This window comes from Nakamurella alba, from assembly GCF_009707545.1.
GTDB classification, from domain to species: domain Bacteria; phylum Actinomycetota; class Actinomycetes; order Mycobacteriales; family Nakamurellaceae; genus Nakamurella; species Nakamurella alba.
Map to the genome: position 1 here is coordinate 689371 of NZ_WLYK01000005.1, position 21300 is coordinate 710670.

Here is a 21300-nt window from a genome sequence, read left to right on the forward strand (position 1 = left end):
CGACCCGCAGAATGGGTGCATGCGCTCGATCTGGAAGGGCTCCCTGGTCTTCGGACTGGTCAACGTGCCGGTCGCCGTCTACTCGGCGACCGAGGACCGCGACATCAAGTTCCACCAGGTGCACGCGACCGACGGAGGACGGATCCGGTACCAGCGGACCTGCGAGGCCTGCGGCGAGGTGGTGGCGTTCGGCGACATCGCGAAGTCGTTCGAGTCCGACGACGGCCGTACCGCGCGGATCACCGACGAGGACCTCAAGAGCCTGCCGGTGAGCACCGAACGGGAGATCGACCTGTTGTCGTTCGTGCCGTCCGAGCAGATCGACCCGGTGCTCTACGAGAACAGCTACGTGCTGGAGCCGGCGGGCAAGTCGACCAAGGCGTACGTGCTGCTGCGCGAGACGCTGGCCGACACCGACCGGGTCGCCATCGTGAACTTCGCGCTGCGGCAGAAGACCCGGCTGGCGGCGCTGCGGGTGCGCGATGACGTGCTGGTGCTGCAGGCGCTGCGCTGGCCGGACGAGGTCCGGCAGATCTCCTTCGAGTCGCTGGACAAGCCGGCCGACCTGTCCGCGGCGGAGAAGCAGATGGCCGCGCTGCTGGTCGACTCCTACGCCGACGACTTCCATCCGGAGCAGCACGAGGACCGCTACCGGATCGAGCTCGAGCAGATGATCGAGGCGAAACTCGAAGGGGAGCAGGCGTTCCCGGACAAGCCGGCGGAGGACGACGACGACGCCGAGGTGCTGGACCTGCTGGCCGCGCTGCAGCGGTCGGTGAAGCGGCACAAGGGCGAGGCGGACGAGACGGCGGCCGCGGCGGAACCGGCCGCGAAGCCGAAGCGGGCCACCGCCGCCGCCAAGAAGGCGGTCGGCGGCGAGGGTGATGCGGTGGCCAAGCCGGCCGCGAAACCCAGGGCGCGGCGCACCAAGTCGGCCTGATCCGGGTCCGGGTCAGGCGGGCAGTCCGGCGATCCATTCGGCCACCAGCTCGGCGACCAGGCCGTCGGCAGTGGGGGAGTGGCCGCCGTTGACCCATGTCACGGTGACCCGCGCCGGGATCGCCGCGACATGGTGCTCGAACTCGTCGGGTGTGCCGAAAGGATCGGCGCGTCCGGACACGAACAGCACCGGCACGGTGATGTCCGGGAAGTGCGCGATCCGCAGGTTCTCCGGCTTGCCCGGCGGGTGCAGCGGGTAGCTGAGCAGCACCAGGCCGGCCGCCGGCACACCTTCGGCCACCGCCATCGAGCACATCCGGCCGCCGTAGGAGCGGCCGCCGAGCAGCAGTCGGTCGCCGGGCACGCCGAGTTCAGCAGCGAACGCGCCGGCCTGCTCGCGCAGGAACGACACCGCGACCGGTGGTCGGTCCGGCATCTTCTTCCCGGCGGTGCGGTACGGGAAGTCGAGACGCCGGCACGGCAGCGGGGACAGCTTCTGCTCGAGGGTCACCAGGGTCCGGTTGTCCCGGCCCGCACCGGCGCCGGGGGTGAGGATCAGTCCGGCGGGTCCCTCGGTGCGGGCGGTGAATTGGCGACGTGGTGCGGGCTGGTCGTCGGGGCCCGGAGCGGGAGCGGCGGCGGAGGTCGATGCGGGGGTGGAAGCGGCGCGGGCGGGCACCGGGTCACGGTAACCCGGTGCCCGCCCGTGGCGGTGCGTGGACCCGGTTGCGGGCCCGGTGATCTCAGGGAAAGCGGCGTCCGATCCTGTGACGCCACTCGGCGAGCACGGACCGGTGCTGTGCCTGACATCAGCTGCAGCGCTTGACGTCAGGCGACGATGGTGTCCAGCGTGACCTCGATGTTGCCGCGGGTGGCGTTCGAGTACGGGCAGACCTGGTGGGCCTGCTCGACCAGCTGCTCGGCGGCCGCCTGGTCCAGCCCGGACAGCTCGACGTGCAGCGCGACCGCGAGCTGGAACCCGCCCTGACCGTTCGGGCCGATCGCGACGTCTGCGGTGATCGCCGTGTCGGAGATGCTGACCTTGCCGGCCCGGGCGACGGCCTTCAGTGCGCTGTGGAAACAGGCCGCGTAGCCGGCGGCGAAGAGCTGCTCCGGATTGGTGTGACCGCCGGCGCCGCCCATCTCGACCGGGACGGCCAGGTCGAGGTCGAGAATGCCGTCGGAGCTGCGGGAGTGGCCGTTGCGGCCGTCACCGGTGGCGGTGGCGGAGGCGGTGTAGAGGGCTTCCATGAGAGATCTCCTGATCTGTCGGTGCATCGGGGCCGGCTGGTGCGGCCTCTCCGTGGCGTGGGGGTGCTGCAGCCGGTTCAGACCTCGGCGCCGCGCAGCTGGTCGGTGAGCGCGTGCAGTTCGCCGATCAACCGGCCGACGTCCGCCGGTCCGAACTGCGTGCAGCCGGCGACCTGGGCCGGAACGTGCAGCAACTGCTGCTCGAGTGCCCGGCCCTGTTCGGTGAGGTGCACCTGGACGGTGCGACCGTCGGATCCCTCCCGGCGGCGGACCACGAGCCCGGCGTCGGTGAGGCGGCGGAGCAGCGGCGAGAGCGTGCCGGAATCCAGATCCAGCCGGTCGCCGAGCTCACGCACCGTCGCCGTCGGCCGCCCGATCCGTCCCGCCTCCCACAGCGTCAGCATCGTGACGTACTGCGGGTAGGTCAGCCCGAACGGCTCCAGCAGCGGCCGGTACACCGCAGTGAAGGCGTGCGCCGCCCGGTAGACGGCGACACACAGCTGCTGATCCGGACCCGGCATGTGGTTCACGAGATCGATCGTACACAACTTGGTTGTGTACAACTAATCCGCGGCGCGGCCGCCAGGCCGCCATGTTCAGCCGGAAGCTCAGCGGCGTTGGTGGGAGCGGGGTTTCGGGGGGATCGGCCACCAGGCGAAGCGGCCGGCGTCGACGGCGAGGGCGGGGACCAGCAGGGTGCGGACGACCAGGGTGTCGAGCAGCACGCCGAAGGCGACGATGAAGGCGATCTGCGCGAGGAACAGGATCGGGATCACCGACAGCGCCGCGAAGGTCGCGGCCAGCACCACCCCCGCGCTGGTGATCACGCCGCCGGTCACCGTCAACGACCGCAGCACCCCGTCGCGCGGCCCGTGCAGCGCCACCTCCTCCCGCGCCCGGGTCATCAGGAAGATCGAGTAGTCCACGCCGAGTGCCACCAGGAACACGAAGGCGAACAGCGGGACGGCCGGATCGGCGCCGGGGAAGTCGAACAGATGGTTGAACACCAACGCCGAGATCCCCATCGCCGTACCGAAACTCAGCAGCGTGGCGAGCAGCAGCAGGAGCGGCGCGATCAGTGCCCGCAGCAGCAGGATCAGCACCAGCAGCACCGCCAGCAGGATCGCCGGGATGATGATCCGCAGGTCGTGCTGCGACGTCTCGAGGGTGTCCAGCTGCACCGCGGCATTGCCGCCGACCAGGATCTCGCCGCCGGCCGGCAGTGCGTGCACTGCTGCCCGGACGGCCCGCACGGTGTCCTCGCCGGCAGCAGTGCCGATCTCGGTCGAGGCGGTGACCTGCAGCTCCACCCGGCCGTCGACCACCAGCGGCGTCTGCGTCCCGGTCACCGTGGTCACCGTCGCCGGGCCGACCAGGTCGGGGACCGCACCCAGTGCCGTGATCACCGCGTCGGCGGAACCCTCCGGGGCGATGACCAGGATCGGGTTGCCGGACCCACCGGGGAAGTGCGCGGCGAGTGCATCGGTACCGGCGATGGAGTCGACATCGGTGAGGAACACGTCGGTCTCGGCCGTGCCGGAGGCCTTGAACGTCGGCACCGCGATGCAGGCCGCGGCCAGGACCGCGGCGGTGATCACCCAGATCCGCCGCGGATGCCGGCCGACCAGTCGCGCGACCCGCGCCCAGATACCGTGCGCCGCAGCCAGTTCGGCATCGTCGGGATCATGGCCGGGGTCGGCCGCGACCGCGGCCCGCTTCGGGATGCGCGGCCAGAACAGCCAGCGGCCGGTCAGCAGCAGGGCCGGCAGCAGGGTCAGCGCGGCGACGAACGCGGAGGCGATGCCGATCGCACCCACCGGGCCGAGCGACTTGTTCGAACTGAGGTCGGAGAGCAACAGGCACAGCAGGCCGATGATGACCGTCCCGGCGCTGGCGGCGATCGGCTCCAGGCAGGCCCGCCAGGCCCGCGACATCGCGGTGGGCACCGAGTCGGTGTGCTCCAGCTCCTCGCGGAACCGGGAGACCAGCAGCAGGCCGTAGTCGGTGGCCGCGCCGACGGTGAGGATGAAGAGGATGCCCTGGCTCTGCCCGTTCAGGGTCAGCACGTCGGCGGAAGCCAGCAGGTAGACGATCCCGCCGGCCATCGACAGGCCGAACACCGAGGTGAGCAGCACCGCGAACGGCAGCGCGACGGCCCGGTAGACCAGGAACAGGATCACCAGCACCGCGCCGAGAGCGACGAGCAGCAGCAGCCCGTCGATCCCGGCGAAGGCCGCCCCGAGGTCGGCGATCAACCCGGCCGACCCGGCGACGTGCGCCTCACCGCCGGCGGCCGCCGCCTCCGCCCCGGTCCGCAGTGCCTCGATGACCGCGTCCAGCGGCGGCTCGGCGTCGCCGGCCCGGTCGTTCGCCTTCGACGACGACAACGGGACGACAACCAGTCCGGCGACCCCGTCCTGCGACGGGATCAGCGCAGGCGGCGGTCCCGCGAGATAGTCGCCGACGGTGCCGAGCGAGGTACCGTCGCGGTCCACGGCGATCCCGGGCAGTGCGGTGGCCCAGGCCTGCCAGGAGGCGAGCTGGTCGGCGGTGGCGGAGCTGCCCTCCGGAGTGGTGAACACGACGAAGGCGGGGAGCGCATCGCCTTGGGTGAACCCCTTGGCGAGCTCCGCCGCCCGGGCCGACTCGGCGGAGGTCGGCAGGAACGCCTCGGCCGAGTTCGACTGCACCGACGAGAGTTTCCCGATCGACGGGCCGCCGAACGACGCGATCGCCAGCCAGAGCACCAGCACCCCGACGATGCCGAGCCCGCGGATCACACCCGACCGGGCGGGGCGGGTGGCGGGCCGGGTGGGGTGCTCGGTCATGGCACAGACCTTGCCAGACCCGGGACCGGCAGCGGGATCCGGGAGATCCCCGAACTCCGGGCGTCACCGGCCCGGACCGGCGTTCCCCATCATTCACGCCGGCGTCGCCCGTGATCATTCACGCCGGCGTCGCCCGTGGCGACCGGGACCGCGTGCAGGTGCGGCAGCCGGAGGGTCGCGGAGCGTCCGACCCCGACCGACCGCAGTGCGATCGGCCGGCCACCCCAGTCCTCGAACACTGGGGTGGTTCCCCGGTGCCCCGTGGCGGCCCTCCGTGGTCCTCTTCGGAGGTCCACATCCCCTGCGGCAGAGAGGCACTCCCTGTGAGCACTCCCGTCATCTTCATCCACGGCCTGTGGCTGCACGCCGTGTCCTGGACCGGCTGGTGCGAACGCTTCGCCGACGCCGGCTACCTGCCCCTGGCACCCGGCTGGCCCGGCGACGCAGACACGGTGCAGGAGGCCCGCCTCAATCCCGAGGCGATCGCCGACCACGGTATCGACGACGTCGTCGAGCACTACGCGGCGATCATCGACACCCTCGACAGCAAGCCGATTCTCGTCGGGCACTCGTTCGGCGGGATGATCGCCCAGAAGCTCCTCGGCCAGGATCTGGCGGTGGCCGCGATCGCCATCGACGCCGCCCAGATCAAGGGTGTTCTCCCGCTGCCCCTGTCGGCCCTGCGCGCCACGCTGCCGGTGTTCAGGAACCCGGCCAACAGGCACCGGGCCGTCACCCTGACCCACGAACAGTTCCGGTTCGCCTTCACCAACACCGTCTCCGAGGAGGAATCGCGGCAGTTGTACGACGCCTGGGCGATCCCCGCGCCCGGCAAGCCGCTGTTCGAGGCGGCGGCCAGCAACTTCAACCCGCACTCGCCGGCCAAGGTCGCCACCGACAACCAGAACCGCGGACCGTTGCTGCTGATCATGGGCGGACAGGACAACACCGTCCCCGAGGCCGTCGTGAAGGCCACGCTCCGCCAGTACCGGCACTCCGAGGCGGTCACCGACATCCTGGAGTTCCCCGACCGGGCGCACTCCCTGACGATCGACCACGGCTGGACCGAGATCGCCGAGGCCTGCCTGTCCTGGCTCACGAAGCAGTCGCTCTGATGGACCTCGGACTGGCCGGCAAGGTGGCCCTGGTGACCGGGGCTGGCCGGGGCATCGGGCTGTCCGTCGCGCGTGCGCTCAGCGCCGAGGGGGTACGCGTGGTGGCCGCCGCCCGGGAGGGCAGCGACGAGCTGACCGCGCTCGCCTCGACCGGCGAGGTGCACATCGTCCTGGTCGACCTGACGGATCCCGACGGACCGGCGCATGTTGTCCGGGAGGCGGTCTCGACGTACGGCGGCATCGACGTCCTGGTCAACAACGTCGGGGCGGTCAGACCCCGCGTCGACGGGTTCCTCGCCGTCTCGGACGCCGACTGGGAGTGGGCGCTCGGGATCAACCTGATGGTCGCGGTGCGGACGACCCGCGCCGCGTTGCCCCACCTGCTGGAACGCACGCCGTCCACCGTGGTGACGATCAGTTCGGTCAACGCCTCCCTGCCCGATCCCCTCGTCATCGACTACAGCGCTGCCAAGGGCGCCCTGAGCAACTTCTGCAAGTCGCTGTCGAAGGAATTCGGGCCCCGGGGGGTCCGGGTCAACTGGATCAGCCCCGGCCCGGTGGAGACCCCGCTCTGGCTGGGCGCCGGCGGAGTGGCCGAGACCCTGTCCTCCCGGACGGGCCGGCGCCCGGAGGACGTCGCCGCGCAGGCGGTGGCGGGTACCGCCACCGGCCGCTTCACCCGGCCCGAGGAGGTCGCCGACGTGGTCCTGCTGCTGGCCTCACCGCGCGGCGGCAACATCACCGGCACCGAGCTCCTGATCGACGGAGGCCTCAGTGCCGGCCTGTGACACCCCATCCGACACGCTCCTCAGAGAGGAAAAGCGATGAATCGCAGCCAGTTCCGCACCACCCTGCGGGGAGGCCTGGTGACGCTGCTGGCCACCGTGGCCGCCGCCGTCCTGACCACGTCCGGCGTCGCGTCGGCGACCGCGCAACAGAAGACCCGACCGACCGTCGTCCTGGTCCACGGCGCCTTCGCCGACTCCTCGGGGTTCACCGAGACGATCAAGGAACTGCAGGTCCTCGGCTACCCCGTCCTCGCCGTGGCCAACCCGTTGCGCGGCCTGCATCCGGACGCCGCGTACCTCCGGTCCGTGCTGAGTACCATCCCCGGCCCGGTGGTCCTGGTCGGGCACTCGTACGGTGGTGCGGTGATGAGCGAGGCGGCCGTCGGCATCCCGCGGGTGAAGGCGCTGGTCTTCCTGGCCGCCTACGCACCGGCCGAGGGTGAGACGCTCGGCGCCGCAGGTGCTCTGGGTGGCGGTACGTCGCTGCTGCCCCAGCACGTCGTGGCGCGGCCGTACCCCGGCGCGCCCGACGGCGACGCGGACGGCTACATCGACCCGGCCTACTTCCGTGCCGTGTTCGCGGCCGACGTGCCCGCGGCGAAGGCGGCGGTCATGGCCGCGGCACAGCGACCCTTGGCGCTGTCCGCGCTCGGAACGCCGGCCGCGGTCCCGGCCTGGAAGACGGTGCCGTCCTACTACCTCGTCGCGAAGCAGGACCAGGCGATCCCGGTCCAGGCCCAACGGGCCATGGCCGCCCGTGCGGGGTCGAGGACCGTGGAGATCAACAGCTCGCACGCGGTCATGGTCAGCCACCCGGAGGCCGTCACGGCCCTGATCGTCGCCGCATCCGGCCGATGAGCACCGGCGGGGGCCGGCTGGTCGGCCGGGCGGCAGAGCTCCGCCTGATGGACGACCTGCTGGCCTCCGTCCGGGACGGCATGAGCGGGGCCCTCGTGCTGGTGGGTGAGGCCGGGATCGGCAAGACCCGGCTGCTCCAGACGCTGGCCGCCTCCGCCGCCGACCTGCGGGTGAGCGTCGTGACAGGGGTCGAGTCCGAACGGCACCTCGCCTTCGCCGGTCTGCACCGGCTGCTGCTGCCGGTGCTGGACCGGTTGCCACGCCTGCCGGAACCGCAGCGCCGGGCACTGGAATCGGCGCTCGGCCACAGCGTCGACGCCGCCGCCGACCGGTTCGTGATCGGGCTGGGGGTGATGACCCTGTTGGCCGACGTGGCCGCGGAACTGCCGTGGCTGTGCCTCTTCGACGACGCGCACTGGCTCGATCCGGAGTCGCTGGACACGCTGGCCTTCGTCGCGCGCCGATTGGGTGCCGAGAGCCTCGGGATCGTCTTCGGCACCCGCCCCGACCGCGGTGCCCCGCCACCGAGGTTGCAGGGCATCGACGCCCACCTCGTGGCCGGTCTGACCGAACCGGAGGCCGCGCAACTGCTGGCCGACCGGCAGCCGCGGGCGTTGTCGAGCCGCGTCGTGCACCGGCTGTTCACCGGCACCGCCGGGAACCCGCTCGCCCTGATCGCGCTGGCCGAGGACCTGAGCGCCGACCAGCTGGCCGGTTCCGAACTCCTCCCCGCTGCTCTTCCGCACGGCTCCTCCTTGGAGCAGACGTTCCTGGGCCGGATCCGGGAGCTCCCGACCGACACCCAGCTGCTGGTCCTCGCCGCCGCGGCGGCCCCGCCCGAGGAGCCCGCCCTGCTGTGGCGGGCGCTGGGGACACTCGGCCTCGAGCCCTCGCACGCCGAGGCCGCGGAGGACGCGGGGGTGCTCACCGCCGGTGCCCGCATCGTCTTCAGCCACCCGCTGTTCCGCTCCGCGGTCTACTCGGGCGCCTCCGGCTCCGACCGACGCCGCGTCCACCGGGCCCTGGCCGCGGCAAGCGATCAGCATCGGCAACCCGACCACCGGGCATGGCACCTCGCCCGGGCGACGGTCGGTCACGACGAGGCCGTCGCCCGGATGCTCGAGGAGTCGGCCGGCCGGGCGGCGCGGCGCGGCGGGCACGCCGCCGAGGCATCGTTCCTGTCGCTGGCGGCCGAGTTGACCCCGGAACCCGAGAAGCGGGCCATGCGCCTGTTCGACTGCGCGCGGGCGCACCTGTTGGCCGGTGACCGGGCCACCGCCCAGGAGAAACTCGACGAGGCGGACCCCGACCTCGACCATCCCGTCCTACGGGCCAACAGCCGGCGGATGCGGGCGCTCCTGCAGGTGTCCCAGACGCTGCGGTTCACCGGGGTGCCGGCGCTGCAGCAGGCGGCCGAGTCGCTGGTGGGCGTGGCGCCGACGTTGGCCCGCGAGATCATGCTCGAGGCACTGCTTTTCGCGCTCTCACTCGGCGACACCGAGGACCACTCGACGCTGTCGCGGGTGGCCCGCGCGGCCCTGGCGCTACCACCGCCCGACGGCGAACCGGGGTTGGTCGACCTGTTCCTGGAGGCGTTCGCGACCCGCTTCGGGATCGGCTACCTCCAGGCCGTACCGGCCATGCAGCGCGCCGTCGCGGCCGCCCGGGCGGGGAACGAGCTACCGGGCCTCGGTCTGGCGATCCCCACCAGCCTGCTGGTCGACGACCTCTTCGACCTGGACAGCCGCCGGGTCGTCCTCGAGCACTCGAACGCGCTCGAACGACGTCGGGGCACCTTGCTCCTGCTGCGGCTCAGCACGGCTGCCATCGCCAAGAGCGAGACCTGGGAGGGCCGCCTCGACGACGCGGAGACCCACCTCGCCGAGAGCGAGGAGTTCGAGCGCTCGATCGGGACCGACCGGGGCGGGAACGCGATGCGGGTGGAACTCGCCGCCTGGCGGGGGGACGAGGCCGACGCCCGGCGCCACGCCGCCGAGGCGCTGAAGAACCGGGTCCGCGGGACGCACTGGATCGCGGTGCGGGCGATGGGCATCCTCGAGTTGAGCCGGGGAGACCACCGGGCGGCACTGACCGTCCTCGAGCCGCTGGTCCGCGCCGACGACTACCCGACCGCCAGCCAGGCGCTGCCGGACCTGGTCGAGGCAGCCGCCGGCTGCGGCGAGCCCGCGGTCGCGCGGCTCGCGCTGGACCGGCTGACCGTACGGGCGCTGGCGGTCCGGACGCCGTGGGCCCTCGGCGGCCTGGCCCGGTCCCGGGCGCTGCTGCCGGGGACCGGGGACGACGTCGACAAGCTTTTCGAGGAGGCCGGGGAGGCGTTCGGTGCGGTCGGCATGCAGACCGAACTCGCCCGGACCCGGCTGCTGCACGGCGAGTGGCTGGCCGCGGCCGGGCGCCGCGACGAGGCACGTCAGCAGTTCGCCCGCGCCCACGAGCTGTTCGACGCCATGAGGGCCGTCCTCTTCTCTGCCCGCGCCCTGGCCGGCCTCGAGGCCAGCGGCGGGCAGGCGCTCGCCCCGAGACACCGGTCGTCCGAGCTGCTCACGGCGCAGGAGCGGCAGGTGGCCGCACTGGCCGCCGGCGGGGCCACCAACGCGGAGATCGCCGCGCAACTCTTCGTCACCCGCTCGACCGTGGAGTTCCACCTGACCAAGGTGTTCCGCAAGCTCGGTCTGCGTTCACGCCGGGAGCTGGCCCAGGCGCTGGCCTGATCGAGAAGCTGAGCCGCTCGAAGCCGACCGAGGTAGGGCCGGCAGCCTGTGCGCCGAGTGATCCGGGCGTCGTCAGGCGCCGCGGACGGACTCTTCGTGCGCCAGCAGCTCGGAGAAGGTGAAGGTGCCGGTGTGCGGGTCGTCCCGGCCGTCCAGGTACAGCCGCTTCACCGCGACCAGGATCCCGTCGGCCAGCGTGTTGCGGAAGTCGTCGCGCAGCAGCCGGGCCCGCTCGATCGGGTGTGACAGGTAGCCCAGCTCGATCTGGATCGCCGGCATCCGGGTCAGCCGCAGCAGCTCCCAGGTGCGGTGGTGCACCCGGCAGTCGGTGAGCTGGGTGCGCGCGACCAGTTCCTTCTGCACCAGCTCGGCGAGCGTCTCGCCGACGGTGGAGGTGGCGCCGGAGTCGGATCCGAAGTGGAAGGTGGCCAGGCCGCTGGCCTGTGCCGAGGTCGACCCGTCGATGTGCAGGCTGATCAGCAGGTCGGCGTCGACCTCGTTGGCCAGCGCCGCCCGCTCCTCCGAGGTCGGGTTCTGACCCGGTCCACGGGTGACGAAGGTGTCCATGCCGGTCGCGACCATCCGGCCCTCGAGCCGACGGGCGATGTCGTAGGTCAGGTCGGCGGCGCGGACCTCGCCGTCGTCGGTGTCGACCACCCAGCCTGGATCGCTGCCGCCGTGCGCGGGATCGATGACGATGCGCTTGCCGCGGAGCCGCGGTCCGGACTGCCGCAGGTTGTGGTGCTCGCGCAGGTAGTGCGGGCGCCCGCCGGTGACCATCGGACGCATCCGGGTCAGCTCACGGAAGGTGGCGGCGCCGAACACACCGTCCTCGGGCAGCCCCCGGTCACGCTGGAAGTTGCGGACGCACGCGTCGGTGAGCGGACCGAACCGGCCGTCCGGGCGCCCGGTGTTGTAGCCGAACTCGGCCAGCCGGACCTGCAGGGCGTAGACGTCGTCGCCGCTCATCATCGCGGAGAGGGTGTAGGTGAGGGTCCGGTCACCCAGGCTCCACCGGGCGTCGGTGAGCGCGCGGGTGGTGGCCGGCCCGACGATGCCGTCCGCGTTGAGGCCGCGCTGCTGCTGGAAGGCCCGGACGGCGGCGTCGGTCTCGTTGTCGAAGACCGGCTCGTCCTGGCGGGCATGGCCGTTGGTGGCCGGGGCGGGGACCTGGGCCGGGAGCAGTCCCAGGGAGGCAAGGGCGCTGCGCAGGCCCGCGACGGAGGGGCCGTGATCACCTCGTCGCAGCATCGCTCTCCGTTCGTCCTGCCCACTCGTCGGCCTGTGCGCGGCGGGCGAGGGCCCGTCGTGGTCGTGCGCCGGCCGCCTCGCGACGGCCGGGGTGCTCACCGGTCGGTGCCGGAGGTCCAGCGGACATTGTGCCCCGCCCGGCCCCGTCAAGGGCAACTTCGCGGCGCGTCCCGGTGGCTCCGGCCGGCCGGTGCGGTGCTCCCGCAGTGTGGGACGCACGAGGACGTCCGAGGTGGCCCGGGGTCCCGATCGGGGTCGCGGAACCCGGAAGCGTGTCGGCTCCGGGCGTCGCGGTGAGCGCTCCGATCCTTGGGACGGCCCCGACCCTGATCCTGCGATCGAGCCCGCGTCGCCCTCGGTGAGCGGACGGTCGCATGGCGTCAGGGAACGGTGGCAGCGGTCGGTGGCCGGCGAGGGGTGACACCCGTCCGCTGCGTTCTCCCGGAATCGGCGGATACCCGGACGAACGAGATCAAACCACGCCAAACATCACGGAGTGTCGGCCACCGGGCGCGATGGCCCCCGAACGGTGCGGACAAGTTCCCTCCGAGGGCTGACCATCCGGCACGGCGACCACTTTCCGTGACATCTGCAGGCTTCGACGAACAACAACCGGAACTGCTCGGCAGACCTTCGGTCCACGACCGCATCGGCGATCGATCGCACGCAGTGAGATTTTCCCTTCGTGACGCTCGCGAATCGTCATCAGCAGGAGACACGTCGGCGTGACGAATGGGGGGAAACGTCGTCACCATTCCATCCGCAATCCGCTCAGTGACGAATACCTGTTGATCCCATCGGCGGGTTCGTCACCCGGGTGGCCCAAGTGGGTGACCCCCGATCAGTCCGATCGGAACACCAGCGCCACAGCCCGTGCACCACCCGCACCGGCATCGCATCGCACGCAGCGCCCGCAGTGACACGCAGTGACATCCCCGCAGGACATCCCCGCAGTTCCCGCACCGCCACCCCAGGCCCCTGAGCATCCCGCTCACCTGTCAGAAAGGCACCACGTTGTCCCAGCACTCCCTCCCCGCCCCGCGGAAGCGCTTCGCCCCGCTGATGATCGTCGCCGGTCTGGTCGGTGCGCTGCTCCTGTCGCTGTCGATGACCGGGACGCTGTCGGCGTTCACCGCGGCCATCACCAACACGACCAACACCGCGGCCTCCGGCTCGCTGATCCTGCGAGAGGTCAGCGGCGCCAACAACTGCATCAGCACCGACTCGACCGCGTCCTGCGCGACGATCAACAAGTACGGCGGCAGCACCACCCTGGTCCCGAGCGACGGCACCGTGAACACCTCGGTCACCACCGTGAACTTCACCAACACCGGCACCGCGACGGCCACCTCCTTCACGCTGAAGGCCAACGCCTGCACCCAGTCCGGCACCGGTACCGCCACCGACTTCTGCACCAAGCTCAACGTCAAGATCGTCAGCGGCAGCACCACGCTGTTCAACGGCAACGCCACCACGCTGGCCACCCAGACCGCGACCACCCCGATCGCCCTCACCATCCCCACCCCGAACGCCGCCACCACCGTCCCGGTGACCTTCACCGTGTGGCTGGACGCCTCGGCCGGCAACACCTACCAGTCCCTGGCCGCCTCGCAGCCGCTGGTGTGGACCCTCTCCACCTGATCCTGATCAGTTCGCACGACGCACCTGAGCACGGCACCACAGCACCACCGCAGTACCAGGCACCAAGCACTGAGAAGCACTGACAAGCACTGAGAAGCACTGACAAGCACTGACAGGAAGCAGGACTCGGGATGAAGGCGGTCGGGACCTCCCCCCGCGCGCTCGCCGGTGGCAGCAGCCGCCCGCGGGCCGCGGAGGGAGGGACCGGCCGCCGTCCGTGGTGGCGGCGGGTCTCCCCGGCCGCGCTGATCGCGGGTGCGGCCCTGGTCCTCGTCGTCCTGGCCGGCGCCGGATGGCGACTGTCCGGCGGCGACTGGCAGATCGTCTCCACCCCGTCGATGGGGGAGGCCGCACCGGTCGGCACCCTGCTGCTCACCCGCCCGGCCGAGGCCGGCGAGGTGCACGTCGGCGACATCGTCACCTACCAACCGCCGGTCGCCGGCGCCTCACTGCACACCCACCGCGTCGTCTCCATCGACGAGAACGGCGGACTGCACACCCGCGGGGACATCAACTCCGCCGACGATCCCTGGGCCCTCGGTACGTCCGACCTGATCGGCGTCGTGGTCGCCCGGCTCTGGGGGATCGGCTGGATCTTCCGGGCACTGCCGATCCTGGTGATCGGGACCGCGGTGCTCTGGTTCGTCACGGCCCGGTGGATCGACCCGGTCCGCCGCATGCCGCTCCGCATCGTGGGCAGCTCGGTGATCGTCGGCATCGTCGCGGTCCTGTACCGGCCGTTCGTCGGACTGCAGGGCATGGGCAGCGTCACCGATGCCTCCGGCACCCACGTCACCATGGTCTCCACCGGACTGCTGCCGATCCGGGTGAAGGCCGACACCGGTGGCTCCATCACACTTGTCGACGGCCAGGTCGGCACCCTCACCACCCACCCCGCGTCCAGCGCGGACGCCGTGCACCTCTCCTCCGAGATCCACCTGCCCTGGTGGGGCTGGGTGCTGCTGGTCATCCTCTGGCTCTCGCCGCTCTGGTGGGCGTTGGGCGCCGGCAGCCCGCCCGCCGCGCCGAAGGACCGGAACCGCCGGGACCGCAACGGGTCCGGCCCGGGTGCCGGGTCCGACAATGCAGTCGAGACCGAACTGCGCGCGCAGGAGATCCGCGAGATCATCGCCGCGCACCACCGGGAGCACACCCGGCACACCGCGGTCGTGAATGCGCCGACCCGCCGCCGGCATTGGGGCATCCGTGGGACCGTGACCGCCGGCGCCGCAACGACTCTCGCTGCCGCCGTGCTGCTGGTCCCGGTCGCCACCGCCGGCGCGTTCGCCGGGACCGTCACCAACACGACCAACACCGCCGCCTCGGCCCCCTACTTCCAGTGCCGGAGCTCCTACGCCGCTGTCGGCCAGTCGAGCACCTTCTTCACCTGGCCGATCGACTACACGAACTCGCTGCTGTCGGCGACGGACGCGTCCGGCAACAACCGGGTGGGCGCGTTCAACGGCACCATCGTCTCGTCGACCTCCCGGCCCTGCCCGCGGGACACCACCACCACGACCGCGCAGTTCACCAGCACCACCTCGCCCGGGTATGTCTCGACCGGCCTGCTCACCGCGGCCGTGGCCAACCCGCTGGTGTTCTCCGAGGAGATCTGGTTCCGCACCACCCAGGCCGGCGGCCGGCTGATGGGTTTCTCCGCCTCGCGGACGGGCCAGTCGACGCAGTACGACCGGCACGTGTTCCTCAACAACTCCGGCCAGGTCGTCTTCGGCGTCTACCCGAGCGCGGTCAAGGTGGTTGTCAGCCCGCTCGCCTACAACGACGGCAACTGGCACCACATGGTGGCGACGCTGTCCGGCAGCGGCACGGCCAACCCGGGCATGCGGCTGTACATGGACGGTGCTCTGGTCGCCTCCGATCCGACGACCTTCACGGCTGAGAACACCACCGGTTTCTGGCGTGTCGGCTGGGACAACCTCACCAGCTGGGGGGTCAACATGCCGACCCAGTTCGCCTTCATCGGCAACGTCGCCTGGGCCTCGGTCTACACCGTCGCGCTGACGCCGACGCAGGTCGCCCAGCACTACAACTCCGGCAAGTAGTCACCTCTACCGCTGTCCCGGCGATGTTTCGCCGACGCCCCGCACGGTGAACAGGAGGCGGTGCGTCCCGGTCGGGACGCCCGGCCGCGCCCGGCGCGTGGCCGACAGCGACACGGAGGTTGACCCATGGCTGAGATCACCGCCCATCACGGGCTTTTCCGGAACACCAAGCTGCACGTCGACGACACCGGCGGAAGCGGCAGGCCGGTGGTGCTGATCCACGGCTGGCCGTTGTCCGGCGCCTCCTGGTCCGAGCAGGTCCCTGCCCTGCAGCAGGCCGGCTACCGGGTGGTCACCTACGACCGCCGCGGCTTCGGACGCAGTGACAAGACCTTCTCCGGGTACGACTACGACACCCTGACCGACGACCTGCAGGCGCTGCTGACGGAGCTCGACCTGCAGGACGTCACCCTGGTGGGCTTCTCGATGGGTGGGGGCGAGGTGGCGCGGTACTTCACCCGTTTCGGCACCGAACGGCTGCGCAGCGTCGTGTTCGCCGCGGCCGTGCCGCCGTACCTGCTGCAGTCCGAGGAGAACCCGGACGGCCCGCTCACCGAGGAGATGGCGAACGGGATGGCGGAGCAGCTCGAGGCGGACCCGCCATCGTTCTACGACGGCTTCGTCACCCAGTTCTTCACCGCCGGCGGCGAGCTGAAGGTGACGGAGGAGCAGCGGCAGGAGGCGCTGGCGCTCACCCGGGAGGCCGACAAGAAGGCGGCCCTGGGCTGCATGGAGGCTTTCGGCACCACCGATTTCCGCGACGACCTGCGGGCGGTCACCGTGCCCGCGCTGATCGTGCACGGGGACGGTGACGGCACCGTGCCGTTCGTGGGATCCGGGGCGCGGACCCACGCGGCGATCCCGGACAGCACCCTGCACGTGATCAAAGGCGGCCCGCACGGGATCAACGTCAGCCACGCCGACGAGTTCAACCGGGTGCTGCTGGACTTCCTGACGGTCTGACCCTCAGGTCCCGGACCCTCAGTGCACTGGGTCCTCGGCGTCACAGGAACTCGGCGCCACAGAACCTCGGCGCCACAGACAAGGAGAGCCGGACCCTGACGGGTCCGGCTCTCCTTGGTGTCAACGGGTTCTCAGGCGAGAACGTCCGAGAACTCGGCGAGCAGCGCGGCCTTCGGCTTGGCGCCGACGACCTGCTTGACCGGCTTGCCGTTCTGGAAGACCAGCATCGTCGGGATCGACAGGATCTGGTACTGCTGCGAGATCTGCGGGTTGGCGTCGATGTCGAGCTTGGCGACGGTGACCTTGTCGGCGTGCTTCTCCGAGATCTCCTCCAGGATGGGGGCGATCATCCGGCACGGCCCGCACCACTCGGCCCAGAAGTCGACGATGACGGGCTTGTCGGACAGCAGCACGTCATCGGCGAACGTGGCGTCGGTGACCTTCTTGGTGGCCATGATGTGTACCTCTCGTGGTGGGGGTGGGTGGTCCGGTGACTCAGACGGTGGCGGGCTCGGGGTCGGTCAGCAGGGCGTCGTGGTGCGGGTGGTTCGCCAGGTAGTGCTGGGCGTCCAGGGCCGCGGCGCAGCCCGACCCGGCAGCGGTGATCGCCTGCCGGTAGGTGTGGTCGACCAGGTCACCGCAGGCGTAGACGCCCTCGATGTCGGTCGCCGTGCCCTGGTCCCGGCCGACGTGGTGGCCGGTGAGGACGTAACCCTCGCCGTCGAGTGCCACCTGGTCGCGGAACAGCTCGGACCGCGGGTCGTGCCCGATGGCCAGGAACAGGCCCGTCGCGCCGATCTCGCTGACCTCGCCGGTGCGGGTGTCGGTGATCTCCAGGGACGACACCGTGGTGTCGCCCTTCACCCCGGTCACCGCGGCATTGGTGAGCCAGCTGATCTTCGGGTTCTGCCGGGCGCGCTCGAGCATGATCGGGCTGGCCCGGAACTCCTCGCGCCGGTGCACGATCGTCACCGACCGGCCGAATCGGGTGAGGAAGGTCGCCTCCTCCATCGCGGAGTCGCCACCGCCGACCACGACGATGTCCTGGTCACGGAAGAAGAAGCCGTCACAGGTGGCACAGGCCGAGACGCCGCGGCCGATCAGCCGCTGCTCGTCCGGCAGGTTCAGGTAGCGCGCCGCGGACCCGGTGGCCAGCACCACCGAGCGGGCACGGAACATCTCGCCGTCCACGACGACCGACTTGATCGGACCGCGCAGGTCGACGGACTCGACGTCCTGGCTGCGCAGCTCGGCACCGAACTTCTCCGCCTGCTCGCGCATCTTCGCCATCAGGTCCGGGCCCATGATCCCGTCCGGGAAGCCCGGGAAGTTTTCCACCTCGGTGGTCGTCATCAACGCACCGCCGTACTGGAAGCCCTCGAAGACCAGCGGCTTCAGCTCGGCCCGCGCCAGGTAGGTCGCGGCCGTGTAGCCGGCCGGCCCGGAGCCGATCACGATGACGTCGCGGACGGTGCCGCTGTCGGTGTGGGTGCCCTCGCTCATGCTGTCCTCTCGCTGTCCCCGCCCGACCGGGCAGGTGCTGCACACGCTGGAACGCCAGCCTAACCGGCCGCATTCCCGGCCCCGGCCTGCTCAGGCGGGTCGTCGTCGTGTGCGATGTGCCGCAGTGAGTGCCAGATCAGCACCACGAACACGGCCGATCCGGCGAACGCGAACCAGAACGGCGCGACCACCCCGTAGTGCTGGGCGAGCACCCCGCCGATGCCGGATCCGGCGACCAGCCCGCCGAACACGCCGACCATGTTCACGCTGCCCACCCGGCCCTGCAGCTCGGTGGGCACCACCCGCTGCCGGACGGTCACCGAGGTGGTGCCCCAGATGAAGGCGTGCGCCCCGAAGACGAAGAAGATGATCATCGCCAACCACGGTGAGGTGGTCAGGGCCAATGCGAGATGGGTCAGCGTCTCGATGATCAGGCCGATCCTCATCAGCCCGCCGAGGCTGATCCGCCGGGTGATCCAGCCGTAGGCGAGGGTGGCCAGCAGACCGCCGACCGCGCTGACCGTGGTGATCAGGCCGAAGCCGACCTCGCCGAGGCCGAGGCGCTCGGTGGCGTAGAGCACCAGCACCGACCAGGCGGCGCCGAAGGTGATGTTGAAGATGAAGATGGTGAGCACCAGGGTGCGGACCGCCGGGTGGTGCCGGACCCAGCGGAAGCCCTCGGCGATGTCGTGGTGCAGTCGGCCGCGGTGCTCCGGCGCCCGGCCGTGCGGCGGCAGCTTGATCCGGGCGATCAGCACGGTGGCCAGCGCGACGACGCAGGCCTGGGTGCCGAACGGCCAGGCCGACCCGACCGCGAACAGCGCCGCGCCGATCGGCGGCCCGGCCAGCTGGTTGATGGTGACGAACCCGGTCTGCAGCCGGGAGTTCGCCAGCGCCAGGTCCTGCTTGCCGACCAGCATCGGCAGGAACGTCTGCTGCGCGGTGTCGGCGAACACCTCCGTCGAGGCGAGCACGAAGAGGGTGATCAGGACCAGGGCGATGCTCGCGATCCCGGTGAGCACCGAGGTGACCAGGACGGCCAGCACGGCGATCCGGATGAACCCGGTGACGATCACGATCCGCCGCCGGTCCAGTCGGTCGGTGAGGGCCCCGGCCAGCGGCGCGAACAGCAGCGGCGGCAGCCACTGCAGGGTGGCGGCCAGCGCGACCAGCACCGCGTCCTGCGTCATCGACGCGACCAGCAGCGGTCCCGCCGCCAGCGAGATCCCGTCCCCCAGCTGGCTCGTCCAGCTGGCCGGCAGCAGCAGCCGGAACTCCCGCCCGAACCGGGCCGGGGTCAGGGTCTCCACGATCCATCCCCGGCCTCGGCGCACCCGGGGAGCCTAGGGGAGTCGGGCACCGCCTGCCGCTGCTTTTGGCTCCGGGCGGACGGCATGGGGGGTGGTTGGCATCGTCTCGGCCCGTCCGCTGGTCGGGGGCCTGGCCGGGGGCGGGCGCACGCGGTCTGGTGGCGGCTTCAATCGGTGCCGTCTGGCCGCGGTTTCCGCGGAGCAGTGGCGCGGATCGGGGGTGGACGCTCGGGTTCGTGGTGGTGGGGCCGCGCTGGTCGGGGGGCTGTCCGGGGCGGCGCACGCGGTCTGGTGGCGGCGTCAACCGCGCTGGTCGGGCGGGGTGTCTATCAGCGCCGTCTGGCCGCGGTTTCCGCGGTGCAGTGGCACGGATCGGGGGTGGATGTTCGGGTTCGTGGCGGTGGGGCCGCGCTGGTCGGGGGGCTGTCCGGCGGCGGGCGCACGCGGTCGGGTGGGGTGTCTAACGGTGCCGTCCGGCCGCGGTTTCCGCGGTGCAGTGGCACCGATCGAGCCGGTGGCGGTCCAGGACCCTGACCGCGCTCGACGGACGCAGGCCCACCGGTCTCGCAGCGAAGTGGGCTGATCGAATCTCTTCTCGCCTCACGGGATCTGACCTGCGCATTGTGGATCGATCGACGGTGAGGTCCGGCGCGGCGGTCAGCATGACCAGATGGACCGTCAACTTCGCGACCGGGTCGATCGGCGACTGCGACGCCAGTGGGGTGTGATCTCCCGCCGCCAGGCGCTGGCTGTGGGCATGTCGGAGGATCAGGTCGACCGTCTGGTGCAGGCGGGCGTGTGGTTGCCGATGCACCCCGGTGTGTACCGATCGTCGACCAACGACACTTCGGTCCGTGCGGAGATCCTCGCTGCCGGTCTGTGGGCGGGCGACCGAGGGGTGCTCGACGGCTGGGCTGCTGCGTGGTGGTGGGGTCTGACCGATCAGCGGCCGCCGGTGATCGAACTGGCCGTCCACCGCCGCTCCCACCTCCGGCCGCGACCTGGTGTCGCCCTCGTTTCCAGAACGGTCGCCGATGTCGATGTCCTCATCCACACGGGGATCCGGATCGTCGATCGTCCTACCGCGGTGATGCACGCTGCAGTGGTGATGGGAGCGGACGGGGTCCGCCTGCTCGACCGGCAACTGCAGCAGCGCACCGTGGATCTGTCCCAGATCACGGCTGTCGTCGAGAAGGACCGGAACCGTCGTGGCAACAAGGTTGCCCGGCGGCTGATCGAACTGGTCGGCGACGGTGCCGCGGCAGAGTCGGAGCGACGGTGCATCAGATTGCTCCGGCAGGCAGGGATCAAGGGGTGGGAAGTCGGCCGGGAGGTGACGATCGGCGCTCGCCGATACGTGCTGGACCTGGCATTCGTCCGGGAGCGCATCGCCGTCGAGATCGACGGGCTGGCCTGGCACACCGATCCGGACCGGTTCCAGACGGATCGGCGTCGGCAGAACGAGCTCATCAACGCGGGGTGGCGGGTCCTCCGCTTCACTTGGTACGAACTCGTGGAGCGGCCAGGGACGGTCCTCGCCTCCATCCGGACGGCTCTCGATGCCCGGCGCCAACAGCCTTGACCGCCTGGCCGGGAGCCAAATGTGCCGTTCGCCCGCGGATTCCGCGGTCAACAGGCGCGGATCGGAAGTGCCCCGCCATTCCAGGACGCCCCGGGCGAATTGCCGGCCGAGAACTACGGGGAGACGGTCCGCTGAGCCCGGAGTACCCGGACCCCGGGCGATCGGTGCCGTTCGTCCGCGGATTCCGCGGTCAACAGGCGCGGATCGGAAGTGCCCGTCGACCAGCCGTTCCCGGAGTACCCCGGGCGGGCAGCGATCGGTGCCGTTCGTCTGCGGATTCCGCGGTCAACAGGCACGGATCGAAACCGCCCCGCCACTCCCGGACGCCCGGGCGAATTGCCGGACGAGAACTACCGGGAGACGGTCCGCTGAGCCCGGAGTGCCCGGCCGGCAGCGATCTGTGCCGTTCGTCCGCGGATTCCGCCAATGGGCACGGATCGGAAGGGCCCGTCAACCAGCTGTTAACGGAGTACCCCGGA

17 protein-coding genes are annotated in these 21300 nt (G+C 71.2%); 9 read left to right on the forward strand and 8 right to left on the reverse strand.

Annotated elements, in window-relative coordinates; all coding sequences use genetic code 11:
* Positions 1-19: 19 nt before the first annotated feature.
* On the forward strand, positions 20-940 hold the full coding sequence (gene ku / locus GIS00_RS15150; protein ID WP_154769227.1) for a non-homologous end joining protein Ku: 921 nt from the start codon (positions 20-22) through the stop codon (positions 938-940).
* A 12-nt stretch (positions 941-952) separates the two neighbouring features.
* On the opposite strand, the gene GIS00_RS15155 is transcribed toward ku, so the two are convergent.
* The 4 genes from GIS00_RS15155 to GIS00_RS15170 all read right to left on the reverse strand — a co-directional run bounded on the left by GIS00_RS15155 (position 953) and on the right by GIS00_RS15170 (position 5018).
* Entirely contained in the window at positions 953-1498 is a 546-nt protein-coding gene (locus GIS00_RS15155) for an alpha/beta hydrolase family protein (protein WP_154769337.1), read from the reverse strand.
* Between the two features lie 269 nt (positions 1499-1767).
* Entirely contained in the window at positions 1768-2190 is a 423-nt protein-coding gene (locus GIS00_RS15160; RefSeq protein ID WP_154769228.1) for an organic hydroperoxide resistance protein, read from the reverse strand.
* A 77-nt stretch (positions 2191-2267) separates the two neighbouring features.
* On the reverse strand, positions 2268-2711 hold the full coding sequence (locus GIS00_RS15165; RefSeq protein ID WP_154769338.1) for a MarR family winged helix-turn-helix transcriptional regulator: 444 nt from the start codon (positions 2709-2711) through the stop codon (positions 2268-2270).
* Positions 2712-2798: 87 nt separating this feature from the next.
* Entirely contained in the window at positions 2799-5018 is a 2220-nt protein-coding gene (locus GIS00_RS15170) for an MMPL family transporter (protein ID WP_154769229.1), read from the reverse strand.
* A 323-nt stretch (positions 5019-5341) separates the two neighbouring features.
* Here GIS00_RS15170 and GIS00_RS15175 point away from each other — a divergent pair, with 323 nt between their 5' ends.
* The 4 genes from GIS00_RS15175 to GIS00_RS15190 are packed head-to-tail and all read left to right on the forward strand — an operon-like array spanning position 5342 to position 10508.
* Positions 5342-6133: an alpha/beta hydrolase gene (locus GIS00_RS15175; RefSeq protein WP_322097984.1), complete on the forward strand. Its 792-nt coding sequence runs from the start codon at positions 5342-5344 to the stop codon at positions 6131-6133.
* A complete protein-coding gene (locus GIS00_RS15180) occupies positions 6133-6921 on the forward strand; it encodes an SDR family NAD(P)-dependent oxidoreductase (protein ID WP_154769230.1) in 789 nt (262 codons plus the stop codon). The genes GIS00_RS15175 and GIS00_RS15180 overlap by 1 nt, the downstream gene beginning before the upstream one ends.
* A gap of 36 nt (positions 6922-6957) precedes the next feature.
* Complete coding sequence (locus GIS00_RS15185; protein WP_154769231.1) at positions 6958-7779, forward strand: alpha/beta fold hydrolase; 822 nt, start codon at positions 6958-6960, stop codon at positions 7777-7779.
* Complete coding sequence (locus GIS00_RS15190; RefSeq protein ID WP_154769232.1) at positions 7776-10508, forward strand: helix-turn-helix transcriptional regulator; 2733 nt, start codon at positions 7776-7778, stop codon at positions 10506-10508. Before GIS00_RS15185 ends, GIS00_RS15190 begins: the two co-directional genes overlap by 4 nt.
* Positions 10509-10580: 72 nt before the next feature.
* On the opposite strand, the gene GIS00_RS15195 is transcribed toward GIS00_RS15190, so the two are convergent.
* Entirely contained in the window at positions 10581-11759 is a 1179-nt protein-coding gene (locus GIS00_RS15195) for an N-acetylmuramoyl-L-alanine amidase (protein WP_154769233.1), read from the reverse strand.
* Positions 11760-12773: 1014 nt separating this feature from the next.
* Between GIS00_RS15195 and GIS00_RS15200 the strand changes: the two genes are divergently transcribed.
* The 3 genes from GIS00_RS15200 to GIS00_RS15210 all read left to right on the forward strand — a co-directional run bounded on the left by GIS00_RS15200 (position 12774) and on the right by GIS00_RS15210 (position 16426).
* Positions 12774-13400 carry a hypothetical protein gene (locus tag GIS00_RS15200; RefSeq protein WP_230313673.1) on the forward strand — a complete coding sequence of 209 codons (627 nt, stop codon included), beginning with the start codon at positions 12774-12776 and terminating at the stop codon, positions 13398-13400.
* Positions 13401-13531: 131 nt separating this feature from the next.
* Positions 13532-15463, forward strand: coding sequence for a LamG-like jellyroll fold domain-containing protein (locus GIS00_RS15205; protein WP_154769234.1), 1932 nt, complete (start codon positions 13532-13534; stop codon positions 15461-15463).
* Between the two features lie 126 nt (positions 15464-15589).
* Complete coding sequence (locus GIS00_RS15210; protein WP_154769235.1) at positions 15590-16426, forward strand: alpha/beta fold hydrolase; 837 nt, start codon at positions 15590-15592, stop codon at positions 16424-16426.
* Positions 16427-16557: 131 nt separating this feature from the next.
* On the opposite strand, the gene trxA is transcribed toward GIS00_RS15210, so the two are convergent.
* The 3 genes from trxA to GIS00_RS15225 are packed head-to-tail and all read right to left on the reverse strand — an operon-like array spanning position 16558 to position 19242.
* The gene (gene trxA / locus GIS00_RS15215; RefSeq protein WP_154769236.1) at positions 16558-16881 is read right to left on the reverse strand and encodes a thioredoxin; all 324 of its coding nucleotides are present in this window, start codon (positions 16879-16881) and stop codon (positions 16558-16560) included.
* Between the two features lie 40 nt (positions 16882-16921).
* A complete protein-coding gene (gene trxB, locus GIS00_RS15220) occupies positions 16922-17929 on the reverse strand; it encodes a thioredoxin-disulfide reductase (protein WP_154769237.1) in 1008 nt (335 codons plus the stop codon).
* A 59-nt stretch (positions 17930-17988) separates the two neighbouring features.
* The gene (locus tag GIS00_RS15225; RefSeq protein WP_407666872.1) at positions 17989-19242 is read right to left on the reverse strand and encodes an MFS transporter; all 1254 of its coding nucleotides are present in this window, start codon (positions 19240-19242) and stop codon (positions 17989-17991) included.
* 667 nt (positions 19243-19909) lie between these two features.
* Here GIS00_RS15225 and GIS00_RS29365 point away from each other — a divergent pair.
* On the forward strand, positions 19910-20821 hold the full coding sequence (locus GIS00_RS29365) for a DUF559 domain-containing protein (RefSeq protein WP_154769238.1): 912 nt from the start codon (positions 19910-19912) through the stop codon (positions 20819-20821).
* Positions 20822-21300 lie beyond the last annotated feature (479 nt).